Origin of the sequence: Amycolatopsis sp. DG1A-15b, from assembly GCF_030285645.1 — a bacterium.
GTDB lineage: Bacteria > Actinomycetota > Actinomycetes > Mycobacteriales > Pseudonocardiaceae > Amycolatopsis.
Genome location: NZ_CP127296.1, coordinates 5093967 through 5119475, shown reverse-complemented (window position 1 = coordinate 5119475; position 25509 = coordinate 5093967). Strand labels below are relative to the sequence as shown.

General features: G+C 71.7%; 28 protein-coding genes. 10 read left to right on the top strand and 18 right to left on the bottom strand.

The annotated features are described in order from the left end of the window. Positions 1-177 precede the first annotated feature (177 nt). Both QRY02_RS23250 and QRY02_RS23245 read left to right on the top strand, forming a co-directional pair. On the top strand, positions 178-540 hold the full coding sequence (locus tag QRY02_RS23250) for a YciI family protein (RefSeq protein WP_285993630.1): 363 nt from the start codon (positions 178-180) through the stop codon (positions 538-540). A 4-nt stretch (positions 541-544) separates the two neighbouring features. Then, entirely contained in the window at positions 545-1786 is a 1242-nt protein-coding gene (locus QRY02_RS23245; RefSeq protein WP_285993629.1) for an RNA polymerase sigma factor, read from the top strand. A 17-nt stretch (positions 1787-1803) separates the two neighbouring features. Here QRY02_RS23245 and QRY02_RS23240 read toward each other — a convergent pair whose 3' ends face one another. The 4 genes from QRY02_RS23240 to QRY02_RS23225 all read right to left on the bottom strand — a co-directional run bounded on the left by QRY02_RS23240 (position 1804) and on the right by QRY02_RS23225 (position 6676). Next, complete coding sequence (locus QRY02_RS23240) at positions 1804-3261, bottom strand: glycoside hydrolase family 43 protein (RefSeq protein WP_285993628.1); 1458 nt, start codon at positions 3259-3261, stop codon at positions 1804-1806. Between the two features lie 66 nt (positions 3262-3327). Then, positions 3328-5109, bottom strand: coding sequence for a DUF1996 domain-containing protein (locus tag QRY02_RS23235; protein ID WP_285993627.1), 1782 nt, complete (start codon positions 5107-5109; stop codon positions 3328-3330). A gap of 263 nt (positions 5110-5372) precedes the next feature. Then, entirely contained in the window at positions 5373-6101 is a 729-nt protein-coding gene (locus tag QRY02_RS23230; RefSeq protein ID WP_285993626.1) for a cupin domain-containing protein, read from the bottom strand. Between the two features lie 17 nt (positions 6102-6118). After that, positions 6119-6676, bottom strand: coding sequence for a TetR/AcrR family transcriptional regulator (locus tag QRY02_RS23225; protein WP_285993625.1), 558 nt, complete (start codon positions 6674-6676; stop codon positions 6119-6121). Between the two features lie 100 nt (positions 6677-6776). Between QRY02_RS23225 and QRY02_RS23220 the strand changes: the two genes are divergently transcribed. From QRY02_RS23220 to QRY02_RS23210, 3 genes are all read left to right on the top strand, one after another. Continuing rightward, complete coding sequence (locus tag QRY02_RS23220) at positions 6777-7154, top strand: DoxX family protein (RefSeq protein WP_285993624.1); 378 nt, start codon at positions 6777-6779, stop codon at positions 7152-7154. Positions 7155-7168: 14 nt separating this feature from the next. After that, positions 7169-8041, top strand: coding sequence for an RNA polymerase sigma-70 factor (locus tag QRY02_RS23215; protein ID WP_285993623.1), 873 nt, complete (start codon positions 7169-7171; stop codon positions 8039-8041). A gap of 370 nt (positions 8042-8411) precedes the next feature. Further along, a complete protein-coding gene (locus QRY02_RS23210) occupies positions 8412-9647 on the top strand; it encodes a post-COAP-1 domain-containing protein (protein ID WP_285993622.1) in 1236 nt (411 codons plus the stop codon). Positions 9648-9693: 46 nt separating this feature from the next. On the opposite strand, the gene QRY02_RS23205 is transcribed toward QRY02_RS23210, so the two are convergent. The 7 genes from QRY02_RS23205 to QRY02_RS23175 all read right to left on the bottom strand — a co-directional run bounded on the left by QRY02_RS23205 (position 9694) and on the right by QRY02_RS23175 (position 16244). Next, entirely contained in the window at positions 9694-10509 is an 816-nt protein-coding gene (locus QRY02_RS23205) for a hypothetical protein (RefSeq protein WP_285993621.1), read from the bottom strand. Then, positions 10506-11135 (bottom strand): hypothetical protein, encoded by a 630-nt coding sequence (locus QRY02_RS23200; RefSeq protein WP_285993620.1) that lies wholly within the window; start codon positions 11133-11135, stop codon positions 10506-10508. Before QRY02_RS23200 ends, QRY02_RS23205 begins: the two co-directional genes overlap by 4 nt. Positions 11136-11156: 21 nt before the next feature. Continuing rightward, complete coding sequence (locus QRY02_RS23195; protein ID WP_285993619.1) at positions 11157-12170, bottom strand: hypothetical protein; 1014 nt, start codon at positions 12168-12170, stop codon at positions 11157-11159. 250 nt (positions 12171-12420) lie between these two features. After that, positions 12421-12978, bottom strand: coding sequence for a GTP-binding protein (locus tag QRY02_RS23190; protein ID WP_013228186.1), 558 nt, complete (start codon positions 12976-12978; stop codon positions 12421-12423). Positions 12979-12994: 16 nt separating this feature from the next. Next, the gene (locus tag QRY02_RS23185) at positions 12995-13366 is read right to left on the bottom strand and encodes a DUF742 domain-containing protein (RefSeq protein ID WP_285993618.1); all 372 of its coding nucleotides are present in this window, start codon (positions 13364-13366) and stop codon (positions 12995-12997) included. Next, positions 13363-13788 carry a roadblock/LC7 domain-containing protein gene (locus QRY02_RS23180; RefSeq protein ID WP_086851216.1) on the bottom strand — a complete coding sequence of 142 codons (426 nt, stop codon included), beginning with the start codon at positions 13786-13788 and terminating at the stop codon, positions 13363-13365. The genes QRY02_RS23185 and QRY02_RS23180 overlap by 4 nt, the downstream gene beginning before the upstream one ends. Positions 13789-13841: 53 nt before the next feature. Next, a complete protein-coding gene (locus QRY02_RS23175) occupies positions 13842-16244 on the bottom strand; it encodes a sensor histidine kinase (RefSeq protein WP_285993617.1) in 2403 nt (800 codons plus the stop codon). A 520-nt stretch (positions 16245-16764) separates the two neighbouring features. Here QRY02_RS23175 and QRY02_RS23170 point away from each other — a divergent pair. Together QRY02_RS23170 and QRY02_RS23165 are read left to right on the top strand one after the other, a co-directional pair. Next, a complete protein-coding gene (locus tag QRY02_RS23170; RefSeq protein ID WP_285993616.1) occupies positions 16765-18183 on the top strand; it encodes a fatty acid desaturase in 1419 nt (472 codons plus the stop codon). A 1-nt stretch (position 18184) separates the two neighbouring features. Further along, a complete protein-coding gene (locus QRY02_RS23165) occupies positions 18185-18811 on the top strand; it encodes a TetR/AcrR family transcriptional regulator (protein ID WP_285993615.1) in 627 nt (208 codons plus the stop codon). Positions 18812-19038: 227 nt separating this feature from the next. Here QRY02_RS23165 and QRY02_RS23160 read toward each other — a convergent pair whose 3' ends face one another. The 5 genes from QRY02_RS23160 to QRY02_RS23140 all read right to left on the bottom strand — a co-directional run bounded on the left by QRY02_RS23160 (position 19039) and on the right by QRY02_RS23140 (position 22393). Further along, on the bottom strand, positions 19039-19869 hold the full coding sequence (locus QRY02_RS23160) for a haloalkane dehalogenase (protein ID WP_285993614.1): 831 nt from the start codon (positions 19867-19869) through the stop codon (positions 19039-19041). Positions 19870-19874: 5 nt separating this feature from the next. Then, entirely contained in the window at positions 19875-20312 is a 438-nt protein-coding gene (locus QRY02_RS23155; RefSeq protein WP_285993613.1) for a MarR family winged helix-turn-helix transcriptional regulator, read from the bottom strand. A gap of 36 nt (positions 20313-20348) precedes the next feature. After that, positions 20349-20528, bottom strand: coding sequence for a hypothetical protein (locus tag QRY02_RS23150; protein ID WP_285993612.1), 180 nt, complete (start codon positions 20526-20528; stop codon positions 20349-20351). A 294-nt stretch (positions 20529-20822) separates the two neighbouring features. Then, a complete protein-coding gene (locus QRY02_RS23145) occupies positions 20823-22025 on the bottom strand; it encodes a kynureninase (RefSeq protein ID WP_285993902.1) in 1203 nt (400 codons plus the stop codon). Further along, positions 22022-22393 carry a DUF5997 family protein gene (locus QRY02_RS23140; RefSeq protein WP_285993611.1) on the bottom strand — a complete coding sequence of 124 codons (372 nt, stop codon included), beginning with the start codon at positions 22391-22393 and terminating at the stop codon, positions 22022-22024. Before QRY02_RS23140 ends, QRY02_RS23145 begins: the two co-directional genes overlap by 4 nt. Positions 22394-22435: 42 nt before the next feature. On the opposite strand from QRY02_RS23140, the gene QRY02_RS23135 reads away from it, so the two are divergent. After that, positions 22436-23152, top strand: coding sequence for a LysR substrate-binding domain-containing protein (locus tag QRY02_RS23135; RefSeq protein ID WP_285993610.1), 717 nt, complete (start codon positions 22436-22438; stop codon positions 23150-23152). Positions 23153-23165: 13 nt separating this feature from the next. On the opposite strand, the gene QRY02_RS23130 is transcribed toward QRY02_RS23135, so the two are convergent. Then, positions 23166-23447 (bottom strand): early set domain-containing protein, encoded by a 282-nt coding sequence (locus QRY02_RS23130; protein ID WP_285993609.1) that lies wholly within the window; start codon positions 23445-23447, stop codon positions 23166-23168. 230 nt (positions 23448-23677) lie between these two features. Here QRY02_RS23130 and QRY02_RS23125 point away from each other — a divergent pair, with 230 nt between their 5' ends. Next, positions 23678-24193 (top strand): hypothetical protein, encoded by a 516-nt coding sequence (locus QRY02_RS23125; protein WP_285993608.1) that lies wholly within the window; start codon positions 23678-23680, stop codon positions 24191-24193. Between the two features lie 52 nt (positions 24194-24245). Beyond that, the gene (locus tag QRY02_RS23120) at positions 24246-24413 is read left to right on the top strand and encodes a hypothetical protein (protein ID WP_285993607.1); all 168 of its coding nucleotides are present in this window, start codon (positions 24246-24248) and stop codon (positions 24411-24413) included. A gap of 88 nt (positions 24414-24501) precedes the next feature. Here QRY02_RS23120 and QRY02_RS23115 read toward each other — a convergent pair whose 3' ends face one another. Beyond that, entirely contained in the window at positions 24502-25299 is a 798-nt protein-coding gene (locus QRY02_RS23115; RefSeq protein WP_285993606.1) for an SdrD B-like domain-containing protein, read from the bottom strand. Positions 25300-25509 lie beyond the last annotated feature (210 nt).

The window sequence follows — 25509 nt, the reverse complement described above, 5'->3', positions numbered from 1 at the left end:
GGCGAGTACCGTCCTCGTCACCGGCGCCAACCGCGGCTTCGGCCGGCCCAGGCAGCTCCTCCGGGGGCGACGCCGGAGTGCGGGAAAATATCTCCGGGGGCGTGTCGATCCGCGAGCCGCCCGTTCGACCAGAGGGCGCACGGGCCGGGAGCCGGCCCGCCGGACGAGGAGACCGAGATGTCGAAGTACATGCTGATCATGCGGGGCACCGACGAGTCGAACGCCGCCATGATGGCGAACATCGACGAGATGATGGCCACCAGCCGCCAGTTCATCGACGACCTGTTCAAGGCCGGTGTCTACGTGGCAGCCGAAGGGCTGGACGACCCCGCCAAGGGCGTCGTCGTCGACTTCGGCGGTGAGGCACCCGTGGTCACCGATGGGCCCTACGGGGAGACCAAGGAACTCTTCGGCGGGTTCTTCCTGATCGACGTCGCCTCGAAGGAAGAGGCGATCGAGTGGGCCAAGCGGGTGCCCGCGGCTCCCGGGGCCAAGGTCGAGGTGCGGCGGGTGCCCGGCAGCGACGAGACCCCGAACTGATCCGATGAGCACCTCCGATGTGGAAGCCGTCTGGCGGATCGAGTCGGCGCGGATCGTGGCCGCGCTGACCCGGTTCACCGGGGATTTCGGGCTGGCCGAGGACGCGGCTCAGGAGGCGGTGGCCGAGGCGCTGGTGTCGTGGCCGCTCGACCCGCCGTCCGATCCGGCCGGCTGGCTGATGGCCACCGCGCGGCGGCGGGCGATCGACGCGATCCGCCGCCGGGTCGCCCTCCGGGACCGGTACGCCGTGCTGGCGACGGATCCGGCCGTCGGCGCGGCGGCCGGGCCGGTGGCCGGTGACGACGTCGACCCCGACCGGATCGACGACGACGTGCTGGCACTGATGTTCGTCAGCTGCCACCCGGTGCTCTCGCCCGAGGCGCGGGTGGCGCTGACCCTGCGGGTCGTCGCCGGCCTGTCGAGCCAGGAGATCGCCCGGGCGTTCCTGGTTCCGGTGCCGACCGTGCAGGCCCGCATCACCCGCGGCAAGAAGACGATCGCGGCGGCCGGGGTGCCGTTCGAGCTGCCGCCGCCCGCCGAGCGCCGGGAGCGGCTGGGCGGTGTGCTCAGCGTCCTCTACGTGATCTTCACCGAGGGTTCGACGGCGACTGCGGGTGACCGGCTGGTGCGCCCGGAGGTCGCGTACGAGGCGATCCGGCTGGCCCGCACGCTGGCCGCGCTGCTGCCGGACGAGCCGGAGGTGCACGGCCTGCTCGCCCTGTGCGAGCTGACGGCCGCGCGCTTCCCGGCCCGGACCGCGCCGGACGGTTCGCCGGTCCTGCTCGAGGACCAGGACCGGCACCGGTGGGACGTCTCGGCGATCCACCGCGGGCTGGCCGCGCTGGCCAGGGCCTCGGCGGGCGGCGGCCTCGGCCAGTACGGGCTGCAGGCCGCGATCGCGGCCACGCACGCGGCGGCGCCTTCCGTCGAGGCGACCGACTGGGAGCGGATCGTGCTGCTCTACGAGGCGTTGGGCCGGGTCGCGCCCTCGCCGGTCGTCGAGCTCAACCGGGCCGTCGCCGTGGCGATGGCTTCGGGGCCGGAGCAGGCCCTGGCCATCGTGGACGAACTGGTCGTCGCCGACCGGCTCTCCGGTTCGCACCTGGTCCCGACCGTGCGCGGCGAACTGCTGACCCGCCTCGGCAGGCGCCCGGAAGCGCGCGCCGAGCTGGAGCTGGCCGCCCGGCTGTGCGCCAACGAGCGGGAACGTTCGGTCCTGCTGCGCAAGGCGGCCGAGCTGGGGTGACGCCGGCCGACCGGCGCTCAGGAACGCGGCCGATCTTCCTCCCGGTCGGTCGAGTACCGGAACTCCCGCAGGGACACGGTTCCGCCGAGGGCTTCCACGCCGATCACGCGGCCCGTGAAGCCGGCCGCGACCTCCGTGGACAGGTAGCGTCCGTCGAACGAGCCCAGCACCTCCGCCCGGCCGTCGTCGTCCAGAACGGAAAGCTCGATGAGGTCCGGCTCGGTGATCTCCTGGAACGGACCGGAAGCGGGCGGCCGCAGAGCCCGGATCCGCAGCGAGACGACGGAACCGGCGGCGACGGTCGTGACCACGGCGCGGGCGGGGCCGATCGCGACCGTCGCCGTGACCGTGGCGCCGTCCGCGGTGAGCCCGTACCAGTGCCGGTCGTCGATGCGCACCACGAACGCGGCCTCGCCGGCGGAAACGTCGAGGCGCGCCACCGCCGTCCAGTACTCGTCCAGGGCGCGGGTCAGCAGGAATCCACTGAGGACCAGCTCACCGGGCCCGGCCCAGTGGGTGCGGGGAGACGCGCCCGGGGCCACCCAGCGCGGGTGCAGCCCGGAGCTCGCGAAGCCGTCCGTGAAGCTGTTGTCCGCCGGCGGGACCGGGTACCGGTCCTCGGCCACCACCGGCCAGCCGTCGGCCCAGTCCACGCCGGCCAGGAACGTCTCGCGGCCGTTGACGTGGAACTGGGGCGTCTTGCCGCGGGGCCGGACGCCCAGGTGGACCATCGCCCAGCTCCCGTCGGCGCACTCGACCAGGTCGGCGTGCCCGGTGTTCTGCACCGGGTGCGTCGTGCTGCGGTGGGTCAGGATCGGGTTCGTGGGCGCCGGTTCGTACGGGCCCGCCAAGGCGCGGGCGCGCGCGACGGTGACGGCGTGGCCGCGTTCGGTGCCGCCTTCGGCGAGCAGCAGGTACCACCAGCCGTCGACGCGGTACAGGTGCGGGCCCTCCGGCGCCGCCAGGCCGGTGCCGTTCCACAGCAGCCGCGGCTCGCCGAGCACCGCGCCCGTGGCCGGGTCGATCGGCACGCTCGCGATGCCCGGCAGCTCCGGCCGGAACGACGCCCACGTGAGGTGGCAGACGCCGGCCTCGTCCCAGCAGAGGTCCGGGTCGATGCCTTCGGTGCCCGGCACGTGCACCGGGTCGGACCACGGCCCGGCCGGGTCCTCGGCGGTCACGATCAGCTGCCCCCGGCCGGCTTCGAGGATGTTCGTGGTGACGAGGTGGAACCGGCCGTCGTGGTGCCGCAGGGTCGGGGCGTAGATGCCGGTGTTCGCGGCGCCCTCGCTCGGCGGCAGCTGGCTCGGCCGGGTCAGTGCGTGGCCCACGAGCTCCCAGGAGACGAGGTCGGTGCTGCGCCGGATCGGGACGCCCGGCACGTACTCGAAGCTCGAATTCGCCAGGTAGTACGTGCCGCCGACCCGGCAGATCGACGGGTCGGGGTGGAATCCCGGAACGATCGGGACCGTCATCGAAGGCTCCTCACGGGTGCCCGCCGCGGGGATGGCGGCGGCGGGCACCCGTGCCGGGCGCCCGGATCAGGCGTTGCAGATCTTGTTGCGGTTGATGCAGTTGACGACCTGGTTCATGATGCTCTGCGACATCACGTTGGCGAAGTCGTCGTGGTCCGACAGGGGATTGTGCTTTTCAGACGGGAACGAGTCCACTTTGTACTGCTTCTTGACCTGGATGTCGTGCGGGATGTCGTAGACAAGCGTGGTCCGCAGCTGCGGCACCGCCTTGAACCCGGCGGCGCAGCGGCCGTTCTTGTCCGGGAACACGATGTGCGTGCGGTGGTTGGCGCTGTCGGTGTTCTTGCCGTCCCAGCAGCTCGGGAAGTCGTGGATCCGCTCCACCTTGCTGCCCTCGGGGCAGATCGGGTACTTGTCGGTCAGCCGGTTTTCGAAGCCGGTGCAGGTCCACGCCGCCCGGGTATTCTTCGTGCCGTTGATGGACGGCTTGGCGTCACCGCTGAGCGCCCGCAGGAACTTCGGCATCGCGACGACCTGGCCGGCTGGGCTGCCGCGGAAGGTGATGCCGACCTTCGCCGGGCGCTGGATCTGCCCGTCGTTGTCCGGCAGCTCGTTGTTGCCGTCCGGGCCGGGCAGCGGCGGCGTCGCCGTCGCACCACCGTTGTTCCCGTTGTTGCCGCCGTTGTTGCCGCCCTGGCCGAGGCTGCACGGCGCGAGGGCGTCGAGGCCCTGGGGCTTGGCGGCGGTGCGGCCGATGGCGATGGCCATCCGGTCGATGGTGGCGACGCGCTTGTCCTTGAGCGGCCCGAGGATGGCGTTCTGGACGAAGTTGGGTCCGCCCTGGCCCTGGGTGCTGACCAGCCGCTGGTTCGCCTCCTGGATCTGCGTGTTCAGCAGCTGGAGGTTGCGGTCCACTTCGGCCTTGGCCGACGCCGGGACGGCGGGGAGCTTGCTCGCGACGTCCGGGCAGGTGATCTGCTGGGCCGCGCCGGCGGGGGCGCCGCCGCCGTTGCTCGCGGGGTTGCCGCCGGTGCCGGCCTGCTCCTTGAGCGCGCAGGGGGCGAGGGCGTCGAGGCCCTGTGGCTTGGCGGCGGTGCGGCCGATGGCGATGGCCATGCGGTCGATGGTGGCGACGCGCTTGTCCTTGAGCGGGCCGAGGATGGCGTTCTGCACGAAGTTCGGGCCGCCCTGGCCGCGAGTGCTGATCAGCCGCTTGTTGGCTTCGTCGATCTGCGTGTCGAGCAGGTCCAGGTTGCGGTTCACCTCGGCCATCGCCGAGTCGGGGACGTCGGGGAGTTTGCTGGCGACGTCCGGGCAGGTGATCACCGGGGAGGCGGCGTCCTGGGCTGCCTGGTCGCGGTCGCCGTCCGGGGACTTGGCCGGCGGGTTCTTCTCTTCGTCGCCGGTGTCGATGCGGACGACGGGCCAGAAATAGGCGGATTTGTCCCCGTTTTTGCAGGTGGTCCCGGCGGCGTCGAGGCTCTTGTTGTTCGAGTCCGCGTTGGAGGAGAGGTTGCCGACGTAGTCGTGCAGGTGCTGGGCGCCGTTGCGGATGCCGGGCTGGGCGACGAAGTTGTCGGGGTTGAAGTGCTGGTTTTCGTTGCGTCCGCAGTCCACGGTGAAGGTGCCGGTGGACGCGCCGCGGGCGTTGGCGGGCTCGGCGTTGTTCGGGGCGACCTTGAGGATGTCGATGTAGAGCGCCGGGTCGGCCTCGTCGGCGCTGGCCTGGCCGGGGTCGCCGAACGTCGTCGACACCGCGATCCCGCCGGCGGCCACGGCCAACGCGAGGACACCGGTGGCGATCTTGGTGCGTCGGGAGATGCGGTGCTTTCCGGTGTTTCCGGGCATGAAGTGACTCCGATGGGGTTCAAAGGGAAGAGAATCCACTGGCCCGACACCAGTGGGGCGTTCTCTGTTAGCGATAACAATGCTTGCCCTGTGAAGAGTTAACCGATTCTTTCCGGGGGATCAACGAAGGGCGGGCACGGCGTAATCGTGACCCGCGCGCGGCCCGTTGTCCAGAGCTTTGTCGCGTGAGGAAAGAGTTCGGAAATGTAGTGAACCGCACTGAACCGGGAGCCGTGTACCCAGGTGAGGCGTGGAGTGCGGGGTCAGCTGCCGAGCAGCGTCAGGCTCGGCGTTTCGCCTGGGCCGACGGGGAAGTAGGCGAGGAACGTGACGCCGTCGCCCTGGGCGTCGAACCGGGCGATCCGGGTCGATTCCGGCTCGTAGAAGACGTCACCGGGCGTCAGCACGGATTCGGGCTCACCGTCGACCTGGTAAACGACCGAGCCCGTCTCGATGCTGCCGAACACCGGTCCGTTGTGGACGTGCAGGCCGGGGTGTTCGTCCGGCGCGATGGTGATGCGGCGGACCTCGACGCGGTCGATCACGCGGGGTGCCGGGAGCCGCTGGTCCAGCAGGAGCGTGCGGGTGACGGGCGGGACGACGGCGGGTTCGCCCTCGCCGGCCGGGTCGCCGACCTCGGTCGGGGTGCCGTCGGCGGGGAGTTCCTCGATCGCCAGGTGGGTCAGCGGCGTCGTGTCGGTGGCGCCGTGCCAGTGCCACTCGCCGGCGGCGACGCGGACCGTGTCGCCCGGCCGGATCAGCCGGGCCGGGCCGCCGCGGCGCTGGACGTAGCCGGTGCCTTCGGTGACGACGAGGACCTGGCCGAGTGGGTGCCGGTGCCAGTGGGTGCGGGCTCCGGGGGCGAAGTGGACGCGGTCCACGCGGGTCCGGGACGGGCCTTCCGGGACCGCGAGCGAGGTGATCCACGCGCTGCCGGTGACGGCGTCGGCGGGGGCGGCGGTGCTGGTGGCCGGGACGTGGCGGACGTGCACTTGGCGTCTCCTGGGGGTCAGTGGGCGGTGAGCAGCGCGAGCACGCCGGAGACGGCCTGGTCGAACGGCTCGGGGGAGTTCGCGGCGCGGGCCAGCACGTAGCCGCCCTGCAGGACCGCGACGATCGTGGCGGCGAGGGCGGCGGGCTCCAGGGCGGCGGGCAGCTCACCGGCGTCGCGGCCTTCGCCGAGAACCTCGGCCAGCCGGGCGCGCAGGTGCGTGAAGGTTTCGTCCACCGGGGCGCGCAGGACCGGGTCGGCGACGACGTCGGGGTCCTGGGTGAGCCGGCCGATGGGGCAGCCCCTGAGCACTTCGCGCTCGCGCCGCAGGTAGGCGGTGATGCGCTCGACGGCGGTGCCGGGCGAGCGCAGCTGCGCGTCGGCGGCGGCCAGCAGTTCCTCGGCGCTGCGCCGGACGGCGGCCAGCGCGAGGTCCTTCTTGCCGGCGAAGTGGTGGTACATGCTGCCCTGGCCGGCGCCCGCCCGCTGCTGGATGGCCTTGGGGCTGGTGCCGACGTAGCCGCGTTCCCACAGCAGTTCGCGGGCGCTGTCGACGAGCTGGTCCCGGGTTCCCATGGGGCTCGACTGTACATACTAGTAGGTACAGAATCAACGCTGTCACAGGTTTCCGCCGGGCGGTGTCTCGAGGCCGGACACCGTTCGAGAGGAGAACGTCATGAACCTGGCACTGTGGATCGCGGCCGGCTTGCTCGCCGTCGTGGCCTTGACCGGAGGTGTCAGCAAAGTGTTCGTGCGCCAGGAGAAGCTGGCCGCCGCCCCGGGTGGCGAATGGACGGCCGCCGCCGCTCCCGGCTTCGTCAAGGGCCTCGGCGCGCTGGAGCTGCTCGCGGCGCTCGGCCTGGTCCTGCCCGCGGTGACCGGGATCGCGCCGGCGCTGGTGCCGGTGACCGCCGTCTGCTGGGTGCTGCTGATGGTGGGTGCGATGATCACCCACGTCCGCCACGGCAGCGCCGCGTTCGCCCTGCTGAACCTGGCCTACCTGGCCGTGGCGGCGTTCGTCGCCTGGGGCCGGTTCGGTCCCTTCCCGGCATGAGCGGAGGAGAGGTCATGACCGAGGCGTTCGTCGCGCACCGGAACCTGCTGTTCACGGTCGCCTACGAGATGCTCGGCTCGGCGGCCGACGCCGAGGACGTCCTGCAGGAGACGTGGCTGCGCTGGGCCGAGGTCGACCAGTCGGAGGTGCGTGAGGAGCGCGCGTACCTGGTCCGCATCACGACCCGCCTGGCGCTCAACCGGCTGCGCACGCTGAAGCGGCGCAAGGAGGCGTACGTCGGCCCGTGGCTGCCGGAGCCGCTGTTGACGACGCCGGACGTCGCCGAAGACGTCGAGCTGGCGGAAAGCGTTTCGATGGCGTTGATGCTGGTCCTGGAGACGCTGGCGCCGACCGAACGCGCGGTGTTCGTGCTGCGCGAGGTGTTCGACGTCGGGTACGACGAAATCGCGGCCGCGGTGGGGAAGACCCCGGCCGCGGTCCGGCAGATCGCCCACCGCGCGCGGCGGCACGTCGACGCGCGACGTCCGCGTGAAGTGGTTTCGGCGCGCGAGACCCGGGCGGTGCTGGAGTCCTTCCAGCGGGCCATCGAGGGCCGGGATCTGCAGGGGCTGCTGGATTTGCTGGCGCCGGACGTGGTGCTGATGAGCGACGGCGGCGGCGTCAAGCAGGCGGCCCTGCGGCCGGTCGCGGGCGCGGACAAGGTGAGCCGGTTCATCGTGGGCGGCATCGGCAAGACGGAGATCGAGCTGACCGGCGTGCCGATGACGGTGAACGGAAACCCGGCGCTGGCCCTGCACGTGGACGGGGTGTTCGACGGGATCATGGCGGTCCGCGTGGAGGGCGGCCGGATCAGCGGGCTGTATTTCGTCCGGAACCCGGAGAAGCTCACCCGGGTGGAATCGGAGACGCCGCTGACCCTGCGCTGACGGCTGGGGTGAACCGCGCCGGCTCCCGTAACGCGGAGCCGGCGCGGTGCGACCCTGGCTGCGCACCGCAAATCTCCGGGGTGCTCCGCATCCCGTTGGTGTTGTTCTCCGTTGTCGCGCTCACCGTTTTCGGTTTCGCGCCGGTCGCCTCGGCAGCGGTGCTCTGGCCCGACGAACAGGCGATGATCACGACCAGCACCTACCGGTCCACCTACGTCTACGACGTCGGAGTGGGGAATTCGATCTCCCCCGGGCAGTTCGCCCAACCCGCGGTCACCGCCTTCTACGGTGCGCAGGGCGGCTTCGACCGCAACTTCATGGTCTGGGCGCCGATCGTGGCGATCGACCGGCCCCACGAACTCTGGAACGGGTGCGACGGGAACACCGGGGGCCTCTGCCCGCACGTCCGCGACGGCCTCCAGCTCAGGCCTCCGAACCCGGCCTGCCCCGCTGGACGATCGACCTGTCCTACAACGGGACACCTGTCGCGACGGCCGTCACGGACGCCGGGGGCACCTACGCCTTCTCCCTGAACGCCAACGCCCTCCCGGTCGGTGCCGGGACCTACACCCTGACCGAACGTCCCCAGGCCGGCTGGGTCCAGTCGCACGCGCCGGCCCCCGTCTCCGTCGGGTACGGCGTGGGCGCAGCGCACTTCGGCGGGAACGATTTCGGGAACTACCGGCCGGCGTCGATCGGCGGGCGGAAGTTCGACGACCACGGGGCCGACGGCAGCGGGGCCGGTGATCCCGGGCTGGCGGACTGGACCTTCGACCTGGACAGCGGCGCGACCGCGATGACCGGGGCCGACGGCGGGTACGCCTTCTCCGGGCTGAGGCCGGGCACCTACACCGTCCGTGAGCGGCAGCAGGACGGGTGGCGCCGGACGACGCCGGCGTCGGGGAGCACGACCGTCACCGTGACCAGCGGCCAGGTCGCCGGGGGTGTCGACTTCGGCAACGTCTGCCTCGGTGCGGTCGCCGTCACCGCTCCGGACGGCGTGGCGATCCGGGTCGACGAGGTGAGCGTGCCCGGTGTCCTCGCGAACGATCCGCCGGCTCCGCGCACCGCGTCGGGTACCGCGACCGTCGGCGGGCTCCTGCCCGGCACCTACCGGGTGACGCTGATCCTGCCGGACGGCGTCTTCACCACCGACCCGGATCTCACCTCGCTGGACGGGAAGTTCGCCATCGTCAAGACGGTCACTGTTGCCGAGTGCGGGACGACCGCGGTCGCGCCGGCTTTCGTCACCTCGCAGCCGGGCAAGATCACCGGCGGGATCCGGATCCTGGTGCCCGGCGGGACCGCGACCGCCGGGTTCGAGTTCATGCAGCGCAAGGAAGGCCCGCGCGGCACACTCGAGTACAACGACCACGGCAACGGGATCGACCTGCACACCTCGGACATCACCGGGATCTCGGTCTCGGGACCGGACGCCTACGTGTTCGGGCACGCGGTGCTGAACGGGGTGCCGACGGGTTTCCGCCTCCACCTCGTGGACGCGGGTGAACCCGGGCGAGCGGACCGGTTCGAGCTGCTGCTGGCGAACGGTTATTCGGCCGGGTACGGCCGGACGCTCGACGGTGGGAACATTCAGATCCACTGAAAGAGGTCCCGGCGGTGTGCTTCCCCGCACGCCGCCGGGAGCCGGCTCAGTCCAGGCGCTTGGCCCAGTCGGTGAACGCGTCGACCAGGTCCTCCGGTGCTCCGGTGTCGCGCAGGCGGCGGACTTCCGCCTCGATGTAGTGGTGGTACAGCGGAACCAGCCCCGCCGCCAGCTCCGGCTCGACCTCGGCCGGCTCCAGCGGGTGGCCGGCGCGGACCTCCCGCGCCAGGCGGACCAGTGACGCCGCCGGTGCGTCCGGCTGCGCCAAGTACCACTCGATCGCTTCGTCGTTGTTCGCCGCGCGGCCCGTCGAGGTCGTTCCCGAATACAGGAAGCGGACCGGGAACAGCACCGCCTTCGTGAACCACACCTTGTCCACCAGCAGCCGCTTCGGTGCGCGGAACTCGGCGGTCACCTCGTCCGTCGCCAGGACCGCGACCGCGAAACCGGCGCTTTCCAGCAGCAGCTCCGCGGCGGCGGGCCGGGCGACCTCCGCGCGGACGTCTTCGCCGACGAGGACGCGGCCGTCGTCGGCCAGCTGCAGGCGGTCCAGGGCCGGGAAACGGCCGTCGTCGCGGCCTTCGCGCAAGGCCGGCAGCGATGCCCAGAACACCGAAAGCTTGCGGTGCAACGGGCTTCGCTCCTGCAGGGCCTCCGTCGTGCGCTCGATCGCCGAGCGGTCGCCGGCGTCGGTGAGGACCAGGGCCAGGTCGATGTCGCTGGCGGCTGCGGAGTAGCCGCCGTAGGACAGGCTGCCCAGCAAATAGGCGCCGATCAGGCGCTCTCCCAACGCTTCCTGGTAGGCCCCGGCGGCCTCGGCGGCGATTTCGCGGGCGGCGGCGGCCGGTTCGGTGGTCGTCATGCCGCCACCGTATCGCGGCGGGCGCACTCGGCGATGCGGTCGGAAACCACGCCGATCACCTGCCACGCCCGGTCCAGCACCGTGATCACCGCTTCCGGCGTCCAGTCGCCCCGCCGCCGCAGCACTTCGTAGCCCATCTCGAGGTGTTCGACGTCCGCCTCGTCGTGCAGCTCGAAGTATTCGTCGTCGGGGAACGCGCGCGTGCCGGCCTGGCTGAACACCAGGCTGCCGGCTTCGAGGGCCAGGTGGGCCAGTACCGCGCGCTGCACGCCGGGCAGGATCGCGAACTGGTCGACGAACCAGGACGCGCCCATCTCGATGACCGGGTCCCAGACCAGTTCCCGGTCGTCCGCGCGGCTGCGGGCCAGGATCTTGTCGTGGCCGACCTCTTCGGCCTGGTGCTCGCACGCGAGCGCGCGCAGTTCCGGGTCGCTCTCGAAGGTCACCCGGGCGCTGATCATCCGCTGGAAGGCGTTCGACCACGGCTGCAGGTACGTCAGTACCGTCTTCTTCGTTTCGGCCGTGGTGTTCTCGTCGGTCAGCAGCCGGATCAGGTCCGACCCCTCGTACTCCCGTTGCCGCTGCTCGTTGTGGCGGGCGACCCGCTCGACGTCCTGCTCGGTCACGATCTTCTCCTTGACGGTCGGCTATCCGAGATCGACGGGCGAAAGGGGGGCGGGTGGTGGGCGGTCGTAGACCGGGAAGCGGAAGTACGTGGTCACATCGCCGTGCCGGCCCGCCGCGCGGAAGCTCACCAGTTCCAGGACACCCCGGCTGCCGCTCAGCGGCCCGGGCGCCAGCGCGGCGGCGAGGGCGCGGAACCGGCCGGGGTCGACGCCGTGGTCGTGCAGCAGCGCGGCCGTGCGCTCCACGGCTTCGCGGTCGTCCGGCACGAGGGCGGGCAGCCGGAGGTACGTCGTGGATTCGGCAGCGCGGTCCACGCCGGACCGGAACGCCAGGCAGCTCAACGCCGCCTCGCCGGCGTCGGCGCCTTCGCCGGCCAGCGTCCGGTAGGCGGCCCGCGCCCGGTGGGAGTCGTGGTGCAGCGCCACCGCGGCGACGCGCTCGACCTCGGCCAGGCCGGCGTCGTGGTTGCGGTAGTAGATCTTGACACGGGCCTGCGCGTCGTCGGTCAGGTCGACGGCGAAGAACTCGATCTCGCGGTCGCCTTCGACGATTTCGACCCGGCGGCGGGCGTCGGCCCAGGCCGTGGCCAGGCCGAGCCGCGCCATGGCTTCGGTCACCGCGGCCTCGCGTTGCGCGTGCGGCCACGAGTACAGCCCGAAGTACGTCTTGTGGACCACACCGGACGGTGGCCGCCAGGCGATCGAATGCCACAGCGGCGCCGGTGACGGCCGGCCCGCGCGCGGCGTGAAGGTCTCGCGGACGTGGTCGAGGCGCCGGGTGCGGAAAACGCTGTCACCAGGCCAGACCACCTCGTGGCCGAGGCTGTCGAACAGCACGCGCAGTTCCGGCCGCGGTCCGGACCAGTTGACCGACATCTCGGCCGGGAAGCCGTCGTCCGCCACATAGGACGGCTGGGCGGGGACCGGGCCGATCCGCTCGTGCGCCCACGGCGGCAGCAGGGCCCGCAGCATCCGGGTGGTCCGGACGGAATGCTCCAGGGGGACGTCGAGCGCTTCGCAGGCGGTCGACCACATCCCACTCAGGAAGTCGCCGAACAGACGACCCTCCGCCGGATAGTTTTCCCTTATATATTCAGGAAACTCCGGCACGCGACTCGTCACGAGCGGATGCTATCAGTTGGATGCTTGCTCAACTAAAAGTCTGCACCCGGGTGGTCCAGTCAATTGCGCCATGTGGGTACGCCGGTGCCCGCCGCGGCCACGGAGGGCCACAACGGACACCGGCGGGTGTCCTGAGGGGACAAAAGCGGACAACGCGCAGGTCTCAGACCCGGGCGGCCGGCACCACGGTCATCGCGTGCTTGACGAGCCGGATCAGCGCGAGCTTGCTGGAATCGCGGTCGCGTGCGTCACACATGACGATCGGCACACGGTCCGGGACGACCAGTGCCTCGCGGATCTCGTCGGCGGTGTAGCGCGGCGCGTTGTCGAAGCAGTTCACCGCGACGACGAACGGGATCTTCCGGCGTTCGAAGAAATCGATCGCGGCGAAGCTGGTCTCCAGCCGCCGGGTGTCGACCAGCACGACCGTCCCGATCGCCCCGCGGGCCAGGTCGTCCCACATGAACCAGAAGCGCGCCTGGCCCGGCGTCCCGAACAGGTACAGCACGTGCCGTGGCGAGATGGTGATCCGGCCGAAGTCCAGCGCGACCGTCGTGGTCGTCTTCCGCTCGACGCCGGACAGGTCGTCGACGCCGGCGCTCGCCTCGGTGAGCACCTCTTCGGTGGTCAGCGGCGGGATCTCGCTGACCGAACCGACCATCGTGGTCTTCCCCGCGCCGAAACCGCCCGCGATGATGATCTTGACCGGCGTGGGGACCATGTCCGCCCCCGTGCCGTCAGTACTTGATGAGGCCATCGAGAACCGCCTGGAGTGTTTCGAGGTCCGGCGCCTGCGCCGGGTTGTGGGCAGGGGAGCGCGTGATGACGAGGCCGCGTTCGATCAGGTCGCCGACGAGCACCCGCACGACCCCGAGCGGGATCTTGACGTAGACGGCGATCTCGGCCACGGACACCGGGTGGCGGCACAGCTGCACGATCGCCACGTGCTCCGGGCCCAGCCCGGCCGGCTCCTGCTCCGACCGCAGGGTCATCACCTGCGTGGACAGGTCCAGCCGCGCGGTCCCGGCCGGCGTCCGGCCGCTGGTGATCGTGTACGGCCGGACCAGCGGCCCGGCGGCTTCGTCGTACCAGCCGTCTTCGGCGGTCATGTGGCCTCCCGGAGGACCGACGCCGCTTCTCGCGGCGCGGACGCCATGTAGTCACCGACGCGCTTGACGAGCCGGCTCATCTCGTAGGCGATCATTTCGACGTCGACGTTGTCCGCGGCCAGCACCGCGAGGCAGGCACCCTGCCCGGCCGCGGAGACGAACAGGTAGCCGCGTTCCATCTCGATCATGTTCTGCAGCACCGGGCCGCGGTTGAACTGCTTGCTCACACCCTTGGCGAGGCTCTGCAGGCTGGAGGCGATGGCCGAAAGCTGGTCCGAGTCGTCCTTGCTCATCCCGGCCGACTTGCCGATCAGCAGCCCGTCGGCGGACAGCACGATGGCGTTCTGCGCGCCGACCACGCGGTTCACCATGTCGTCGAGCAGCCAGTTGAGATCGGGTTTGGGGTTCCCGTACTCGTTCATTCGACTTCAGACCCTGACTTTCCTGTGTGGACTTTCCGGTGTGTGGTCGGGGATTAGGAGTGGTCGTCCGGCCCGCCGCGCCCGCGGCGGGTGCCCTTGTGGAACGCCGCGAGCGTGCGCGCGGTGCCTTCCCCCGGTGCCACGACCTCGTCCTGGCTGTCGTCGGGTTCGTTCTCGAGCTGGGCGACGAGGTTCTGCTGCGGCTCCCGCCGGGGCAGCCGGGGCCGGTCGTCGGTCGGCCGCACATCCGTTGCCGGAGTGACGGCTGCCGGCTCCGGCGCCGCCGCAGGCACGGAGGGCAGGGCGTCGGGCGGGGTGAGGGCGCGTGCCGGGTACGGCCTCGGCTTGGTGTCTCGCTTCATCGGGATCTGGCCGCTGAACGAGCTGGGCGTGTCCATCGTGCGGAGCGGGCTTTCTGCTGCCTGCGGCGCCGGGGCGCCCACCGGGGCGAGGACCGCGGTGTCCTCCGCCGGCGTGGACCCGGGGCCGTCGGCCCGGTCGGCGTCCTCGCCGGCCAGGTGCTGGGTGGGGATGAGGACGGTGGCGCGCAGGCCGCCGTAGCGGGACGGGTCGAAGGTGACGGTGATGCCGAGCCGGGCGGCCAGGCGCGCGACCACGAACAGGCCGAGGCTGGAGTCGGCCCGCAGCGCCATCGCGTCGAACTCGGGTGCTTCGGCCATCATCGCGTTGGCCCACTCGCGGACGGCGTCCTTCATGCCGAGCCCCTGGTCCGACACGTCGACGACGACACCGCGCGCGACCATCCGGCTGGTCACCTCGACGGGCGAGCCGGGCGGCGAGAACGACGTCGCGTTGTCGACGAGCTCGGCGACGAGGTGGATCGTGTCGGCGACCGCGGCGCCGACGATCGCGACGTCGGCCACCTGCTCGACCTGGACCCGGGCGTACTGCTCGGTTTCCGAGACGGCGGCGCGCAGCACCTCCATCAGCGGGACCGGCTTGCGCCAGCGGCGGCCGGGCTGCTTGCCGCCGAGGATGATCAGGTTCTCGGTGGTGCGGCGGGCGCGCGCGGCGAGGTGGTCGAGCTGGAACAGCGACGCCAGCTGCGTCGAGTCGTCCTCGCGCGCTTCCATCTCGTCGAGGATCTGCAGCTGCTGGTGGACGAGGACCTGGTTGCGGTGCGCGATGCCGAGGAACACGTTGTGCACACCGCTGCGGGCCTTCGCCTCGCTCGCCGCGGCGTTGACCGCGGTCAGCTGGGCCACGTTGAACGCCTCGGCCACCTGCCCGATCTCGTCGCGGCCGTGGTCGAGCCGGGGGAGTTCTTCCTTCAGGTCGACGGCTTCGCCGTTCTTCAGCCGCTCCACGATGTCCGGCAGCCGGTTGCGGGCGAGGTCGAGGGAGTCGTTGCGCAGCCGCGCGAGGCGCGTCATCAGCGCGCGGTCGACGAGCGAGCGGGACACCCGCACCGCGACGATGATCGCCGCCAGCGACGCGAGCAGGGCCACGATGCTGCCGACGATGACGTTGCGCAGCTGGGCGTCACCGGCGTCGATCGCGGCGGCGGAAACCTTGTCCGCCTGGGTGATGGCGAGGTCGTTGAGGCCCTGGGCGACCTGGTTCGTCGCGTTCTCCCAGTCCGTTTCGGACACCGGCACGGACTTCTGCTCGCCGGCGGACCACGGGCCGTGCTTCACCAGCGCCTCTTCGGCGGTTCCCAGCTGCCGCCAGGCCGTGCTGGTGGTCAGCGCCTGGTACCGGTCGCGGACGCTCGCGTCGAGGAACGGCGCGATCTGGGTCAGCTGGGTCCGGTAGAGCCCGGACAGCTGCGCGAACTGGGCGAAGTCGTCGGGCGCGAACGTGCCGGCGGAGAAGGCGGTGGAGACCAGCGACGTCTCGCGCGACATCATGTCGCCGGCGCGGAAGACCGAGGTCGCCGTGATGCCGCCGGTCGCGGCTTCGGAGTCGGGGACGATCCGGGCCTGGGTGTCGAAGAGGTTGGACGCGGTGTCCATCACGCCGTTGTAGTAGGTGTTGACCTGGGCCCGGTCGATGCTGCGGAAGCTGACCTGCGAGCGCAGCACGGGCAGCTGGTCGAACTGCGACTTGAGCGCGTTCACCTTGGACGCGATCTCGTCCGGTGCGTTGGAGATGGTCGCGGCGAACGCGTCCTTCAGCTCGGAAAGCTTGGCGTCGGTGGCCTTCTGCTGCTGCTGGAGCCGCGCCGGGCCGAGCGCCGGGTCATCGAGGTACTGCAGGGCGGTCTGGCGTTCCTTCTGGAACTCGGCCAGCGCGGTGGCGGCGGGGATCGACACCTCGCGCACGGACGCGGCGACCAAGCGGACGTAAACGCCATTGAAGAGGAAGTACGACGAGACCGCGATCCACAGCACCAGCAGCGTCACGCTGGGAATGAGAACGGTCCTGGTCAGCCTTTTGCGGATCGACTTGTCGTACGGCTTGTCCGACTCGTCCCTGGGGTCTTTGTTCAGCACGGCGGTTCACGAACTCCTGAGTGACGGTCGGCGAGGAATGGGGACCCGGACGAGGAAGCGGACACGACGATGGGACACAGCGGCCGCCGTCACCCGTCTTCGCCTCACCCTCCGTGTTGCCGCAGAATCGATCAGGGTCCGTTTTTTACCACGAACCCCTGACGCCCGTTCGGTGCGACCCGGCTTCCGGACACTCGTCCGCCGGGCGGCGAACAGTGTTTACTGTCTGCTCCGGGACGATTACCGGCATTTCCTCAGGTACTGGCGCTGTGGCCTATTTCGGGATGTCGATCACTGGGCCGAACGGGTGAAAGTGAATTCCGCCGGTTCGGTGTGTGCAGTGGTTGACGGCGGAGGAAAGAAGGGAACGGGCGGTGCCCGGAAGTTCCCTTTGCCGCCGGGACTCCGGTGTCGGACGAGGAGGACGTCCGCCCTCCGGAGCTTTACAACAGCTTCATCGTTGTCAAGCTGGATGGACATCGGCTATCGTCTTGTCCACTCAGCCGCCAAGGAGGGTGTGATGAGCGAAGCGATCGGGACCGTGCCCGCCGGCTCGACCGAGCTGTGGCGCGACCGCAAGCGGTACCTGTGGCTGATCGGCCTGGTCGTGCCCTCCCTGGCGTTCCTCGCCATCGGGCTGCACGCCGCCACCGGGTGGGGTGGCTGGTTCTGGATCGGGCCGGTCGTGATCCTCGTGATCGTGCCCGGCATCGACCTGGTCGCCGGGCTCGACCGGAGCAATCCGCCCGACGACGTCATCGCGCGGCTGGAGAACGACCGCTACTACCGCTGGATCACCTTCGCCTTCCTGCCCGTCCAGTACCTCGGCTTCGCCGCCGCGTTCTGGCTGATCGCGCGGGGCGAGCTCAGTGTGGTGGACAAGATCGGGCTCGCCGTGTCGATCGGCTGCGTCGGCGGGATCGGCATCAACACCGCGCACGAACTGGGCCACAAGAAGGAAAGCCACGAGCGGTGGCTGTCGAAGATCGCGCTGGCGCAGAGCTGCTACGGGCACTTCTACATCGAGCACAACCGCGGCCACCACGTCCGCGTGGCGACCCCGGAGGACCCGGCGAGCAGCCGCCTCGGCGAAAGCTTCTACCGCTTCTGGCCGCGCACGGTGTTCGGCTCGCTGAAGTCGGCCTGGCGGCTGGAGCGCAAGCGCTACGCCCGGCGCGACCGGCACCCCTACCGGCTCGGCAACGACGTGCTCAACGCCTGGCTGATGTCCGCGGTGCTGTGGGCGGCGATGATCGCCTGGCTCGGCGCGGGTGTGCTGCCCTACCTCGTGATCCAGGCCGTCGTCGGGTTTTCGCTGCTGGAGGTCGTCAACTACATGGAGCACTACGGCATGCTGCGGCAGCGGGTCGGCGGGCCAGGGCGGCGCCGGTACGAGCGCGTCGACCCCAGCCACAGCTGGAACTCCAACAACATCGCCACGAACGTCCTGCTCTACCACCTGCAGCGGCACAGCGACCACCACGCCAACCCGACGCGGCGCTACCAGACGCTGCGCGACTTCGCCGAGTCGCCGGTGCTGCCCACCGGGTACGCCGGGATGATCGTGCTGGCGCTCGTCCCGCCGCTGTGGCGCCGGGTGATGGACCCGCGGGTGCTCGCCCACTACGGCGGTGACATCTCGCGCGCCAACATCCAGCCGGGCAAGCGGGCGAAAGTCCTGGCCCGCCACGGAACCCGGGTCACGGCGGCCGCGCGCGAGCTCGCCGACACCCGCGGCGACGCCACCGAAGGCGGCATGTGCCCCGGCTGCGGGTACGTCTACGACGAACAGCGCGGCGACCCGCGGGAGGGCTTCCCGGCCGGCACCCCGTGGGCGGCGATCCCGGACTCCTGGTGCTGCCCGGACTGCGGCGTGCGCGAGAAGGTCGACTTCGTCGCGCCGGGGCGGGTGGGCCCGGCCGGGGGTGGCACGACCTAGAATGCCGATCATGAGCGGGGCGGTTCCGGTGTCGGCGGAAGGTGGTCAGCACCGGCGGCCGATCATCGCCGCGGCGATCGAGCTGACCGCCCGGTCCGGCTGGCCGGCCGTCACGATGGCCCGGCTGGCGGAGCTGGCGGGCGTCAGCCGCCAGACGGTGTACAACGAGATCGGCTCCAAGGCCGCGCTGGCCGAAGCGATGGTCGCGCACGAGCTCGGCCGGTTCCTGTCGGTGGTCGGCGCCGCCTTCGACCGCCACCCGGACGACCTGGTCGAGGCGATCTACGACGCCGTCCGCGCGGTCCTCGAGCTCGCCGACGACAACACGCTGCTGCGCGCGATCGTCTCGGCGACGCACGGCACCGCCCCCGAGCTCCTCCCGCTGCTGACCACCGACGCGGGCGCGCTGCTCACCCGCGCGAAGGCCGTGGTGGCCGAGCGCGTGGCGGCCTACCGCCCACCGCTGGCCGTCGACCAGATCGACGTGGTGATCGACCTGGTCGTCCGCACGGTCCTCAGCCACGTCATGCAACCATCGGGCACCCCGGCCCGGACAGCCGACGGCCTGGCGTGGGTCGCGGCGCGGGTCTTGGGGGTGGCGGCGAACCCGCCTCTGCGGCACACGTGAGGTCGGCGCCGGTCGTGGGTGTCAGCGGAGGCCGTGTGCTGCCGCGCGGGTGCTCCGGGTGGCGGCGGGTCTGCCGTTGCGGCCCAGGTGAGTTCGGCGGAGGTCGTGGCGGGCTGTCCGGGTCGGAGTTTCGGTTGTGGTCTCCTCGGGCCAGTTGCGGCGCGGTGCTCGGGGTGGCGGCGAACCCGCCTCTGCGGCACACGTGAGGTCCGGGCCGGTCGTGGATGTCAGCGGAGGCCGTGCCGGTTCAGCCAGGCCGCGATCTCCGCGGCGATCTCCTTCGGCCGGTCCTCCTGGGCGTGGTGCCCGGCTTCCCCGCAGGCGACGACGTCCAGCGCGGCGACGTGGCCGGCGCACCACTGCGCCATCTTCTCGCCGATGAGCAGCGTCGGTGAGCCTTCGAACGTCATGAGCAGCTTCGGGGTGTTCTCACTGGCGGCCAGCCACTCGTCGTAGGCCTCGATCCGGGCGACCAGCTCGGCCGGGTCGCCGCCCAGTGGCAGCTGGCGCGCCCAGGCGAGGACCGGGCGGCGGCTCTCGGGCGTCGGGAACGGGGCGAGGTAGGCGGCCAGGTCGTCGTCGGCCACCGGGGTGCGTACCCCGCCGGTGAACGCTTGGCGGATGAAGAGGTCCTGCGTCAGCACCAGGTCCTCGCCGGCGCCCGGGGTGCGGATCCGGCGTGACCGCTCGGCTGCCTGCGGCGTCAGGTCCTCCCCGGCCATGGGTTTCACGATGGTCTCGAAGAACGCGACCCCGCGGACCCGGCCGGGATTCCGGGCCGCCCAGTCGAAGGCGAGCGCGCCGCCCCAGTCGTGGCCGACGAGGACGACGTCGTCGAGGCCGAGGCCGTCGAACCAGGCGTCGAGGTAGTGGGCGTGCTCGGCGAAGGTGTAGGCGATGTCCGGCTTCGGCGACCGGCCCATGCCGATGAGATCGGGAGCCAGCAGCCGCCCGCCGCCGACGTGCGGGAGGACGTGGCGCCAGCTGTGCGACGAGCCGGGGTTGCCGTGCAGGAAGACGATCGGGGTGCCGGCGCCGGATTCTTCGTGGTGCAGCATGGCTTTCAGGGCTCCAGTGGGGTGTCGAGGAGGAGGGTGAGCTCCCGTGCCAGCGCCGCGGTGCGATCGCCGGTCCGGCCGCCGAGTGGGGCGAGGAGCCGGTCGAGCAGCTCGGCCACGGTGGCGATCGCCGGCTCGGTCACCTCGCGCCCGCGGGGGGTGAGGCGCAGCCGGACGGTCCGGGTGTCGGCGGGGTCGCGGGTGCGTTCGACGAGACCTTCGGCGTCGAGCGCGCGGGCGAGCTTGGAGACGTAGAGCGCTTCCAGGCCGGTGTGGTCGGCCAGCTCGCGCTGGCTCGGGCTCGCGCCGGCGCGCTCCAACCCGGAGAGCGAGGCCAGGAAGACGTACTGCGCGTGCGTCAGCCCGATCGGGGCGAGGGCGCGGTCCACGGCGACCCGCCACTTCGTGGAGAGCCGCCAGACGAGGTGACCGGGAGTGCTCATGCCGGAAACTGTACATGGCTACTAAGTACATGGCTACTATTTCCCGGCGGGCGCCCGGTCCTGCCGTTCCGCCGGGCGGAAGAGGTAGTTGTTGGCATGGGCGCAGACCCGGTGGGCGCTGGTCCTGCTCGCCGGGTATCCGGCGAGCGCGGTCGGCGTACCGGGCGACCGCTGGTCGAACCTCGCGCCACCGTCGCTGTTCGCGCTGGCTCTCACGGCCGCGCAGCTGGGCACGTTCCTGCTGCTGCGGCACCGGCTGCGCCAGGCGCTCCGGCGCCCCGCGCTCTGGGCACCGGTCGCCGCCCTCAACCGGGCCGCGATGGCCGTCTACTGCTGGCACCAGTCCGCACTGCTGCTGGTCAGCTTCGCCGGCCTGCTCGCCGGCCGGCCACCGGGGCTGCTCGATCCGCCGCTCGCGGACTGGCCCTGGTCCCGGCTGCCCTGGCTGCCCGTTTTCGCCGGCACCTTGGTCGTGCTGACCTGCCGGTACCGCCGCCGCCCGGGGACGGCTCAGCCGGTGAGCCGGCGGATGCGGTCCATCGCCCGCCGAACCTCGGCGAAGCCGGTGGTCAGCGGGCTCAGCCCGATGCGGATGCCGTCGGGACGGCGGAAGTCGATGAGCACGCCGTGCTCGATGAGGACGCGCGAAAGGCGTTCGGCGTCCGGGTGGCGGAGGGTGACGTGGCCGCCCCGGCGGTCGTCGTCGCGCGGGGAGGCGACCGTGAAGCCGAGCGGGACGAGCCACTCGTCGGCGAGGGCGAGGACCCACCGGCCCAGCGCGACGGCCTTGGCCCGCACGCGGTCGATGCCCGCTTCCGCCAGCAGCGCCACGCCTTCCCGGACGCCCACCATGCCGAGCACCGGCGGCGTGCCGGAGAGCGCCCGCCGGATGCCGGGCGCCGGCACGTACTCCGCGGCCATGCCGAAGGTGTCGGCGGCGCCCATCCAGCCGGTGACGGGCTGGCCGAACGCCGCGTGGTGGCGCGCGTTGACGTAGAGGAACGCGGGTGCGCCGGGCCCGGCGTTGAGGAACTTGTAGGTGCAGCCGACGGCGAAGTCGGCGCCGGCCGCGTCCAGCTCGACCGGGAGCACGCCGACGCTGTGGCAGAGATCCCAGACGACGAGGCCGCCGCGCTCGTGCACCACCCGCGTGACGGCGGCCAGGTCGGTGATCGCCGCCGTCCGGTAGTCCACATGGGACAGTGTGACGACCGCGGTCCGCGGCCCGGTGGCCGCGGCGACGTCTTCGCTTCCGGCCCACCGGACGGTGAGGCCGAGTTCGGCGGCGACGCTCTCCACGAGGAACCGGTCGGTGGGGAAGTTCGCGGTGTCGGTGACGATCTCGTCCCGCCCCGGCCGCAGCGCGACGGCGGCCCGGAGCGCCTTGTAGAGGCAGACGGACGTCGAGTCGGCGACGATCGTCTGCCCGGGCGCGGCCCCGAGCGCGACGCGGCCCAGCTCGTCCCCGATCGCCTCGGGCAGCGCGAGCCAGCGCTCTTCCCAGGACCGGATGAGCCGCGCACCCCACTCGTGGGCCACGAGTTCCTGGAGCCGTTCGGCGGTGGCCCGCAGCGGACGGCCCAGGGAGTTCCCGTCGAGGTAGGCGACGACCCCGGGGTCGGTGATCGGGACGAACCGGTCGCGGAAGGCGGCGAGTTCGTCTTCGGCGTCGAGGCGGTCCGCGGCCTCGGGCGAAAGGTCGGTGGCGGTCAGTGCTTTTGTTCCTTGACCCGCGCCGCTTCCTGCCGCACCTCGGCCTGGGTGGCGCGTTCCCGCACCAGCCAGTCGGGGCTCTCCGCCTTCAGCGCCTCGATCTGCTCGGTGGTCAGCGGCTCGGTGAGGCCGCCGCGGGTGAGGCCGCCGATGGAGACGCCCAGCTTCGCCGCGACCACCGGCCGCGGGTGGGGGCCCGTACGGCGCAGCTCGCGCAGCCACTCCGGCGGGTCGGCCTGCAGCGCGTTCAGCTCGTCGCGCGTCACGACGCCCTCCCGGAACTCCGCGGGGGTGGCTTCGAGGTACACACCCAGCTTCTTCGCCGCGGTCGCGGGCTTCATCGTCTGGGTGGTCTTGTGCGACGTCATGCCGTCCAGGGTAGCCAGCGTCACTCCCGGTAACCTGACCCGGTGACCTCTTTCAAGCTCGCGTACGTCCCGGGAGCGACGCCCGCCAAGTGGGTGCGGACCTGGGGTGAGCGGGTGCCGGAGGTGCCGCTGACCCTCGTCCCCGTCGCCGCCGCCGACGCGGCGGGCCTGCTGCGCGCCCGGGACGCCGACGCGGCGTTGCTGCGGTCCCCGATCGACCGGGACGGCCTGCACGCGATCCCGCTCTACACCGAGACGACGGTCGTCGTGGTGCCCAAGGAGCACCTGATCGCGGCGGCGGACGAGGTGTCCACCGCCGACCTGGCGGACGAGGTCGTGCTGCACCCGCTCGACGACACGCTGGAGTGGCCGGCGCTGCCGGGCCGCCCGGCGGTTTCGCGGCCCGAGACAACGGCCGACGCGATCGAGCTGGTCGCGGCCGGCGTGGGGGTGCTCGTCGTCCCGCAGTCGATCGCCCGGCTGCACCACCGCCGTGACCTCACCTACCGGCCGGTCGAGGACGCGCCGCAGTCGAGCGTCGCGCTGTCGTGGCTGGAGGAGGAGACGACGGACCTGATGGAGCAGTTCATCGGGATCGTCCGCGGCCGGACGGTGAACAGCACGCGCGGGCGCCCGGCGGCGCCGGCCGAACGCCAGCGCCCGGAACGCAAGCCTGCCGCGGCGAAAGCGGCGAAAGCCGGGAAACCGGCTCGGCGGGCCGCGGGCGGGGGCGCGGGGAAACGCCGCCGCCGGGCCTGAGCCGTCAGCGCCGTCAGGAGGTCGCGCAGACGCAGTTGCCGTCGGCGCGGTCGGGCAGGTCGGGGTCGTCGAACCAGTGCCCGTCCTCGCCGAGGTAGCGGAACTGCAGGACCGTGCCGGGCGCCACGTCGACCACTGCCGACCGGCGGCCGTTGGACCGCGGGGTGAGGTGGTGGCGGCCGGGAGTCCAGTCGTTGAACGAGCCCACGACGCTCACCCGGCCGGGCGGCGCGCCGATCGGGAGGCTGAAGGTGACGCGCGGGGTGCCGGCCCGGCTCTTGCTGATCTTGATCACTGGTGTTCGGGGCCTTTCGCGGGGGTGGGCGGGGTGCTTGCGCGGGGGTGGGCGAGGTGCTTGCTCGGCACTGAGCGCCGACATGATGGCACACCTGTGACGATTCGGTCACGCCCAGTGCCCGATTGGGTTACAGCGCCGCTCAACGGTTCGCCACCGACCGGGTGGTCCTGGGATGAACCATGATCATCTTGGGGTTCCTTCCGCGTGGCGGTGGGAAACTGACTGCCGTGACCGTCGCCGCTGATCGTCAAGTCAAGGACCCGTGTGCCTGGCTCAGCGCCGTCACCCACGAGCTCGCCGACGCCCATGCGGCCGACACGCGAGCAGTGCTCTTGACGGTGTGGGACGGGCTGGTCGCCGCCCGGCTGGCCGGGCTGTACGCCGCGGCCGCTTCACCCCGCTGGCGGGCCAGACAGCGTCACGCCGAAGCGGTCGAGTTCGATCTCGCCGTGCAGCTGGCGCGAAACTGCACCATCGGCACCGGCCTGGCCATCCCGGCCCGGCTGCCGCGAGCCGCGGTCGCCTGGCCGGGGGAGCGGGCGGACACGGCCGTCGCGGCGGTGGTGTCGTTCTGCGGCACGGCGGAAGCGCTGCTGCGCCGGGCGGGCGAGCTGACGCCGGTGTGGGAAGACAGCCTGCTCGGCCCGGTCGCGCTGACCCGCTGGCTGGCGGACTGCTGGACGGGCCGCCACACCGGCTGCCCCCTGCGGCTCCCGGTGCCCCCGCCGCCGTGGTGGCGCTGACGCGCGTGTCCGTCAGGTGAAGGCTGGTGCGAGGGGAGAGAGGAGGCCGGGGGTGACCGACCCGTGTCCGAGACTCCCGGAGGCAACCCGCGCGGCGGTCCGCGCGCTCCTGCTGGCCGAGCTGACGGCCGCGGACCGGCGCGCGCGAGCCGCGGGCTGCTCGCCCGAGGCGCTGACGGCGGTGTTCGAGGCCCGGCGCCGTTCGGTCGAGGACGGCTGATCGGCGGCACGCCCGAGCGCCGGTGGACGCACGAAGAAGGCCCGGTTCCCCCTCCCAGGGAACCGGGCCTTCCCGCCCCCCGGCGGTGTTAGCTCGTGGTCAGCGTGGTCGAGATGACGTCGTTGGCCGTGTCGGGGTCGGTGCTGCCGAACACGCCCTTCCACGCGGTGAACTTGATCTCGGCGGCGGACAGCGGCTTCTCGACGACCACGCGCGCGCCGACGAACTCGTACGCACCCGGATAACGGCGGTCGTAGAAGAAGCCGGTGATCTTGCCGGCCGGCTCGGTCGCGTAGTACTTCGGCATGCCGCCGAGGCGCTCGACGACGCGCAGGCCGTCCGGCAGCGAGAGCTGGCCGCCGAACTGGTCCCAGACGTTGCCGACCGGGACGGCGGAACCGACGATGTCGATCACGTCGCCGACCTTCGGGGCCGTGTTGCTGATGATGACCTGGCCGGCCCGGTAGTCGACCTTGGCGGTGGCGAAACCGCTGTCCAGGCCCTTCACCCGCTGGCCGGCGGTCAGGACCACCGGGTTCCCGAGCTTGCCGTCGGCGCCGCGGAACGCCGAGTCGCCCCCCACCGTCGTCCAGCCCTGGCCGAACCCGGCGCGGTCGGTCGACTTCACCGCGTAGCTGCCCGCCGGGAGGTTCTTGAACTCGTACTGGCCCTTGGCGTCCGTCTGCACCGCGTTGCCGGTGCCGTCGATCACCATCCACTGGCCCGCGATGGCCGGCTCACCCACGTCCTTCAGGCCGTTGCTGTTGCTGTCGAGCCACACGTCGCCGGTGATGGAGCCGGTGGCGTCGGCGTGCGCCGGGCCGGCGAGGGCGAGCGGTGCGGCGACGGCGAGAGCTAGAGCGGCGAGGCGAGCGAGGTTCTTCATTGCGGTTTCCCCCTCGGGACTTCTGCTGGTTGCGACAACGAGAACACTGCCGGGGCGGCCTTCAAGAAACCTCCAGGTGGCCTTGGAGCTTTTCTGCAGGCCGCTGTGGCGGGAGGATCACAGGATCGTCACGTCGGGGGTGATCGGGACAACGGCACCGCGCGGTTCCCGTCTGTAGGTTGGGTTTTCCGGACTGTGGGGGCGAACGTG

Coding starts and splice junctions, on each gene's coding strand:
- QRY02_RS23180 (WP_086851216.1), bottom strand. CDS start 13,788: ATGAACGAGTACGGGAACCCCAAACCCGATCTCAACTGGCTGCTCGAC.
- QRY02_RS23160 (WP_285993614.1), bottom strand. CDS start 19,869: ATGCTGCACCACGAAGAATCCGGCGCCGGCACCCCGATCGTCTTCCTG.
- QRY02_RS23165 (WP_285993615.1), top strand. CDS start 18,185: ATGCCGATCATGAGCGGGGCGGTTCCGGTGTCGGCGGAAGGTGGTCAG.
- QRY02_RS23155 (WP_285993613.1), bottom strand. CDS start 20,312: ATGAGCACTCCCGGTCACCTCGTCTGGCGGCTCTCCACGAAGTGGCGG.
- QRY02_RS23190 (WP_013228186.1), bottom strand. CDS start 12,978: ATGGTCCCCACGCCGGTCAAGATCATCATCGCGGGCGGTTTCGGCGCG.
- QRY02_RS23240 (WP_285993628.1), bottom strand. CDS start 3,261: ATGACGGTCCCGATCGTTCCGGGATTCCACCCCGACCCGTCGATCTGC.
- QRY02_RS23220 (WP_285993624.1), top strand. CDS start 6,777: ATGAACCTGGCACTGTGGATCGCGGCCGGCTTGCTCGCCGTCGTGGCC.
- QRY02_RS23170 (WP_285993616.1), top strand. CDS start 16,765: ATGAGCGAAGCGATCGGGACCGTGCCCGCCGGCTCGACCGAGCTGTGG.
- QRY02_RS23140 (WP_285993611.1), bottom strand. CDS start 22,393: ATGACGTCGCACAAGACCACCCAGACGATGAAGCCCGCGACCGCGGCG.
- QRY02_RS23250 (WP_285993630.1), top strand. CDS start 178: ATGTCGAAGTACATGCTGATCATGCGGGGCACCGACGAGTCGAACGCC.
- QRY02_RS23215 (WP_285993623.1), top strand. CDS start 7,169: ATGACCGAGGCGTTCGTCGCGCACCGGAACCTGCTGTTCACGGTCGCC.
- QRY02_RS23245 (WP_285993629.1), top strand. CDS start 545: ATGAGCACCTCCGATGTGGAAGCCGTCTGGCGGATCGAGTCGGCGCGG.
- QRY02_RS23225 (WP_285993625.1), bottom strand. CDS start 6,676: ATGGGAACCCGGGACCAGCTCGTCGACAGCGCCCGCGAACTGCTGTGG.
- QRY02_RS23205 (WP_285993621.1), bottom strand. CDS start 10,509: ATGACGACCACCGAACCGGCCGCCGCCGCCCGCGAAATCGCCGCCGAG.
- QRY02_RS23185 (WP_285993618.1), bottom strand. CDS start 13,366: ATGACCGCCGAAGACGGCTGGTACGACGAAGCCGCCGGGCCGCTGGTC.
- QRY02_RS23195 (WP_285993619.1), bottom strand. CDS start 12,170: ATGTGGTCGACCGCCTGCGAAGCGCTCGACGTCCCCCTGGAGCATTCC.
- QRY02_RS23235 (WP_285993627.1), bottom strand. CDS start 5,109: ATGCCCGGAAACACCGGAAAGCACCGCATCTCCCGACGCACCAAGATC.
- QRY02_RS23115 (WP_285993606.1), bottom strand. CDS start 25,299: ATGAAGAACCTCGCTCGCCTCGCCGCTCTAGCTCTCGCCGTCGCCGCA.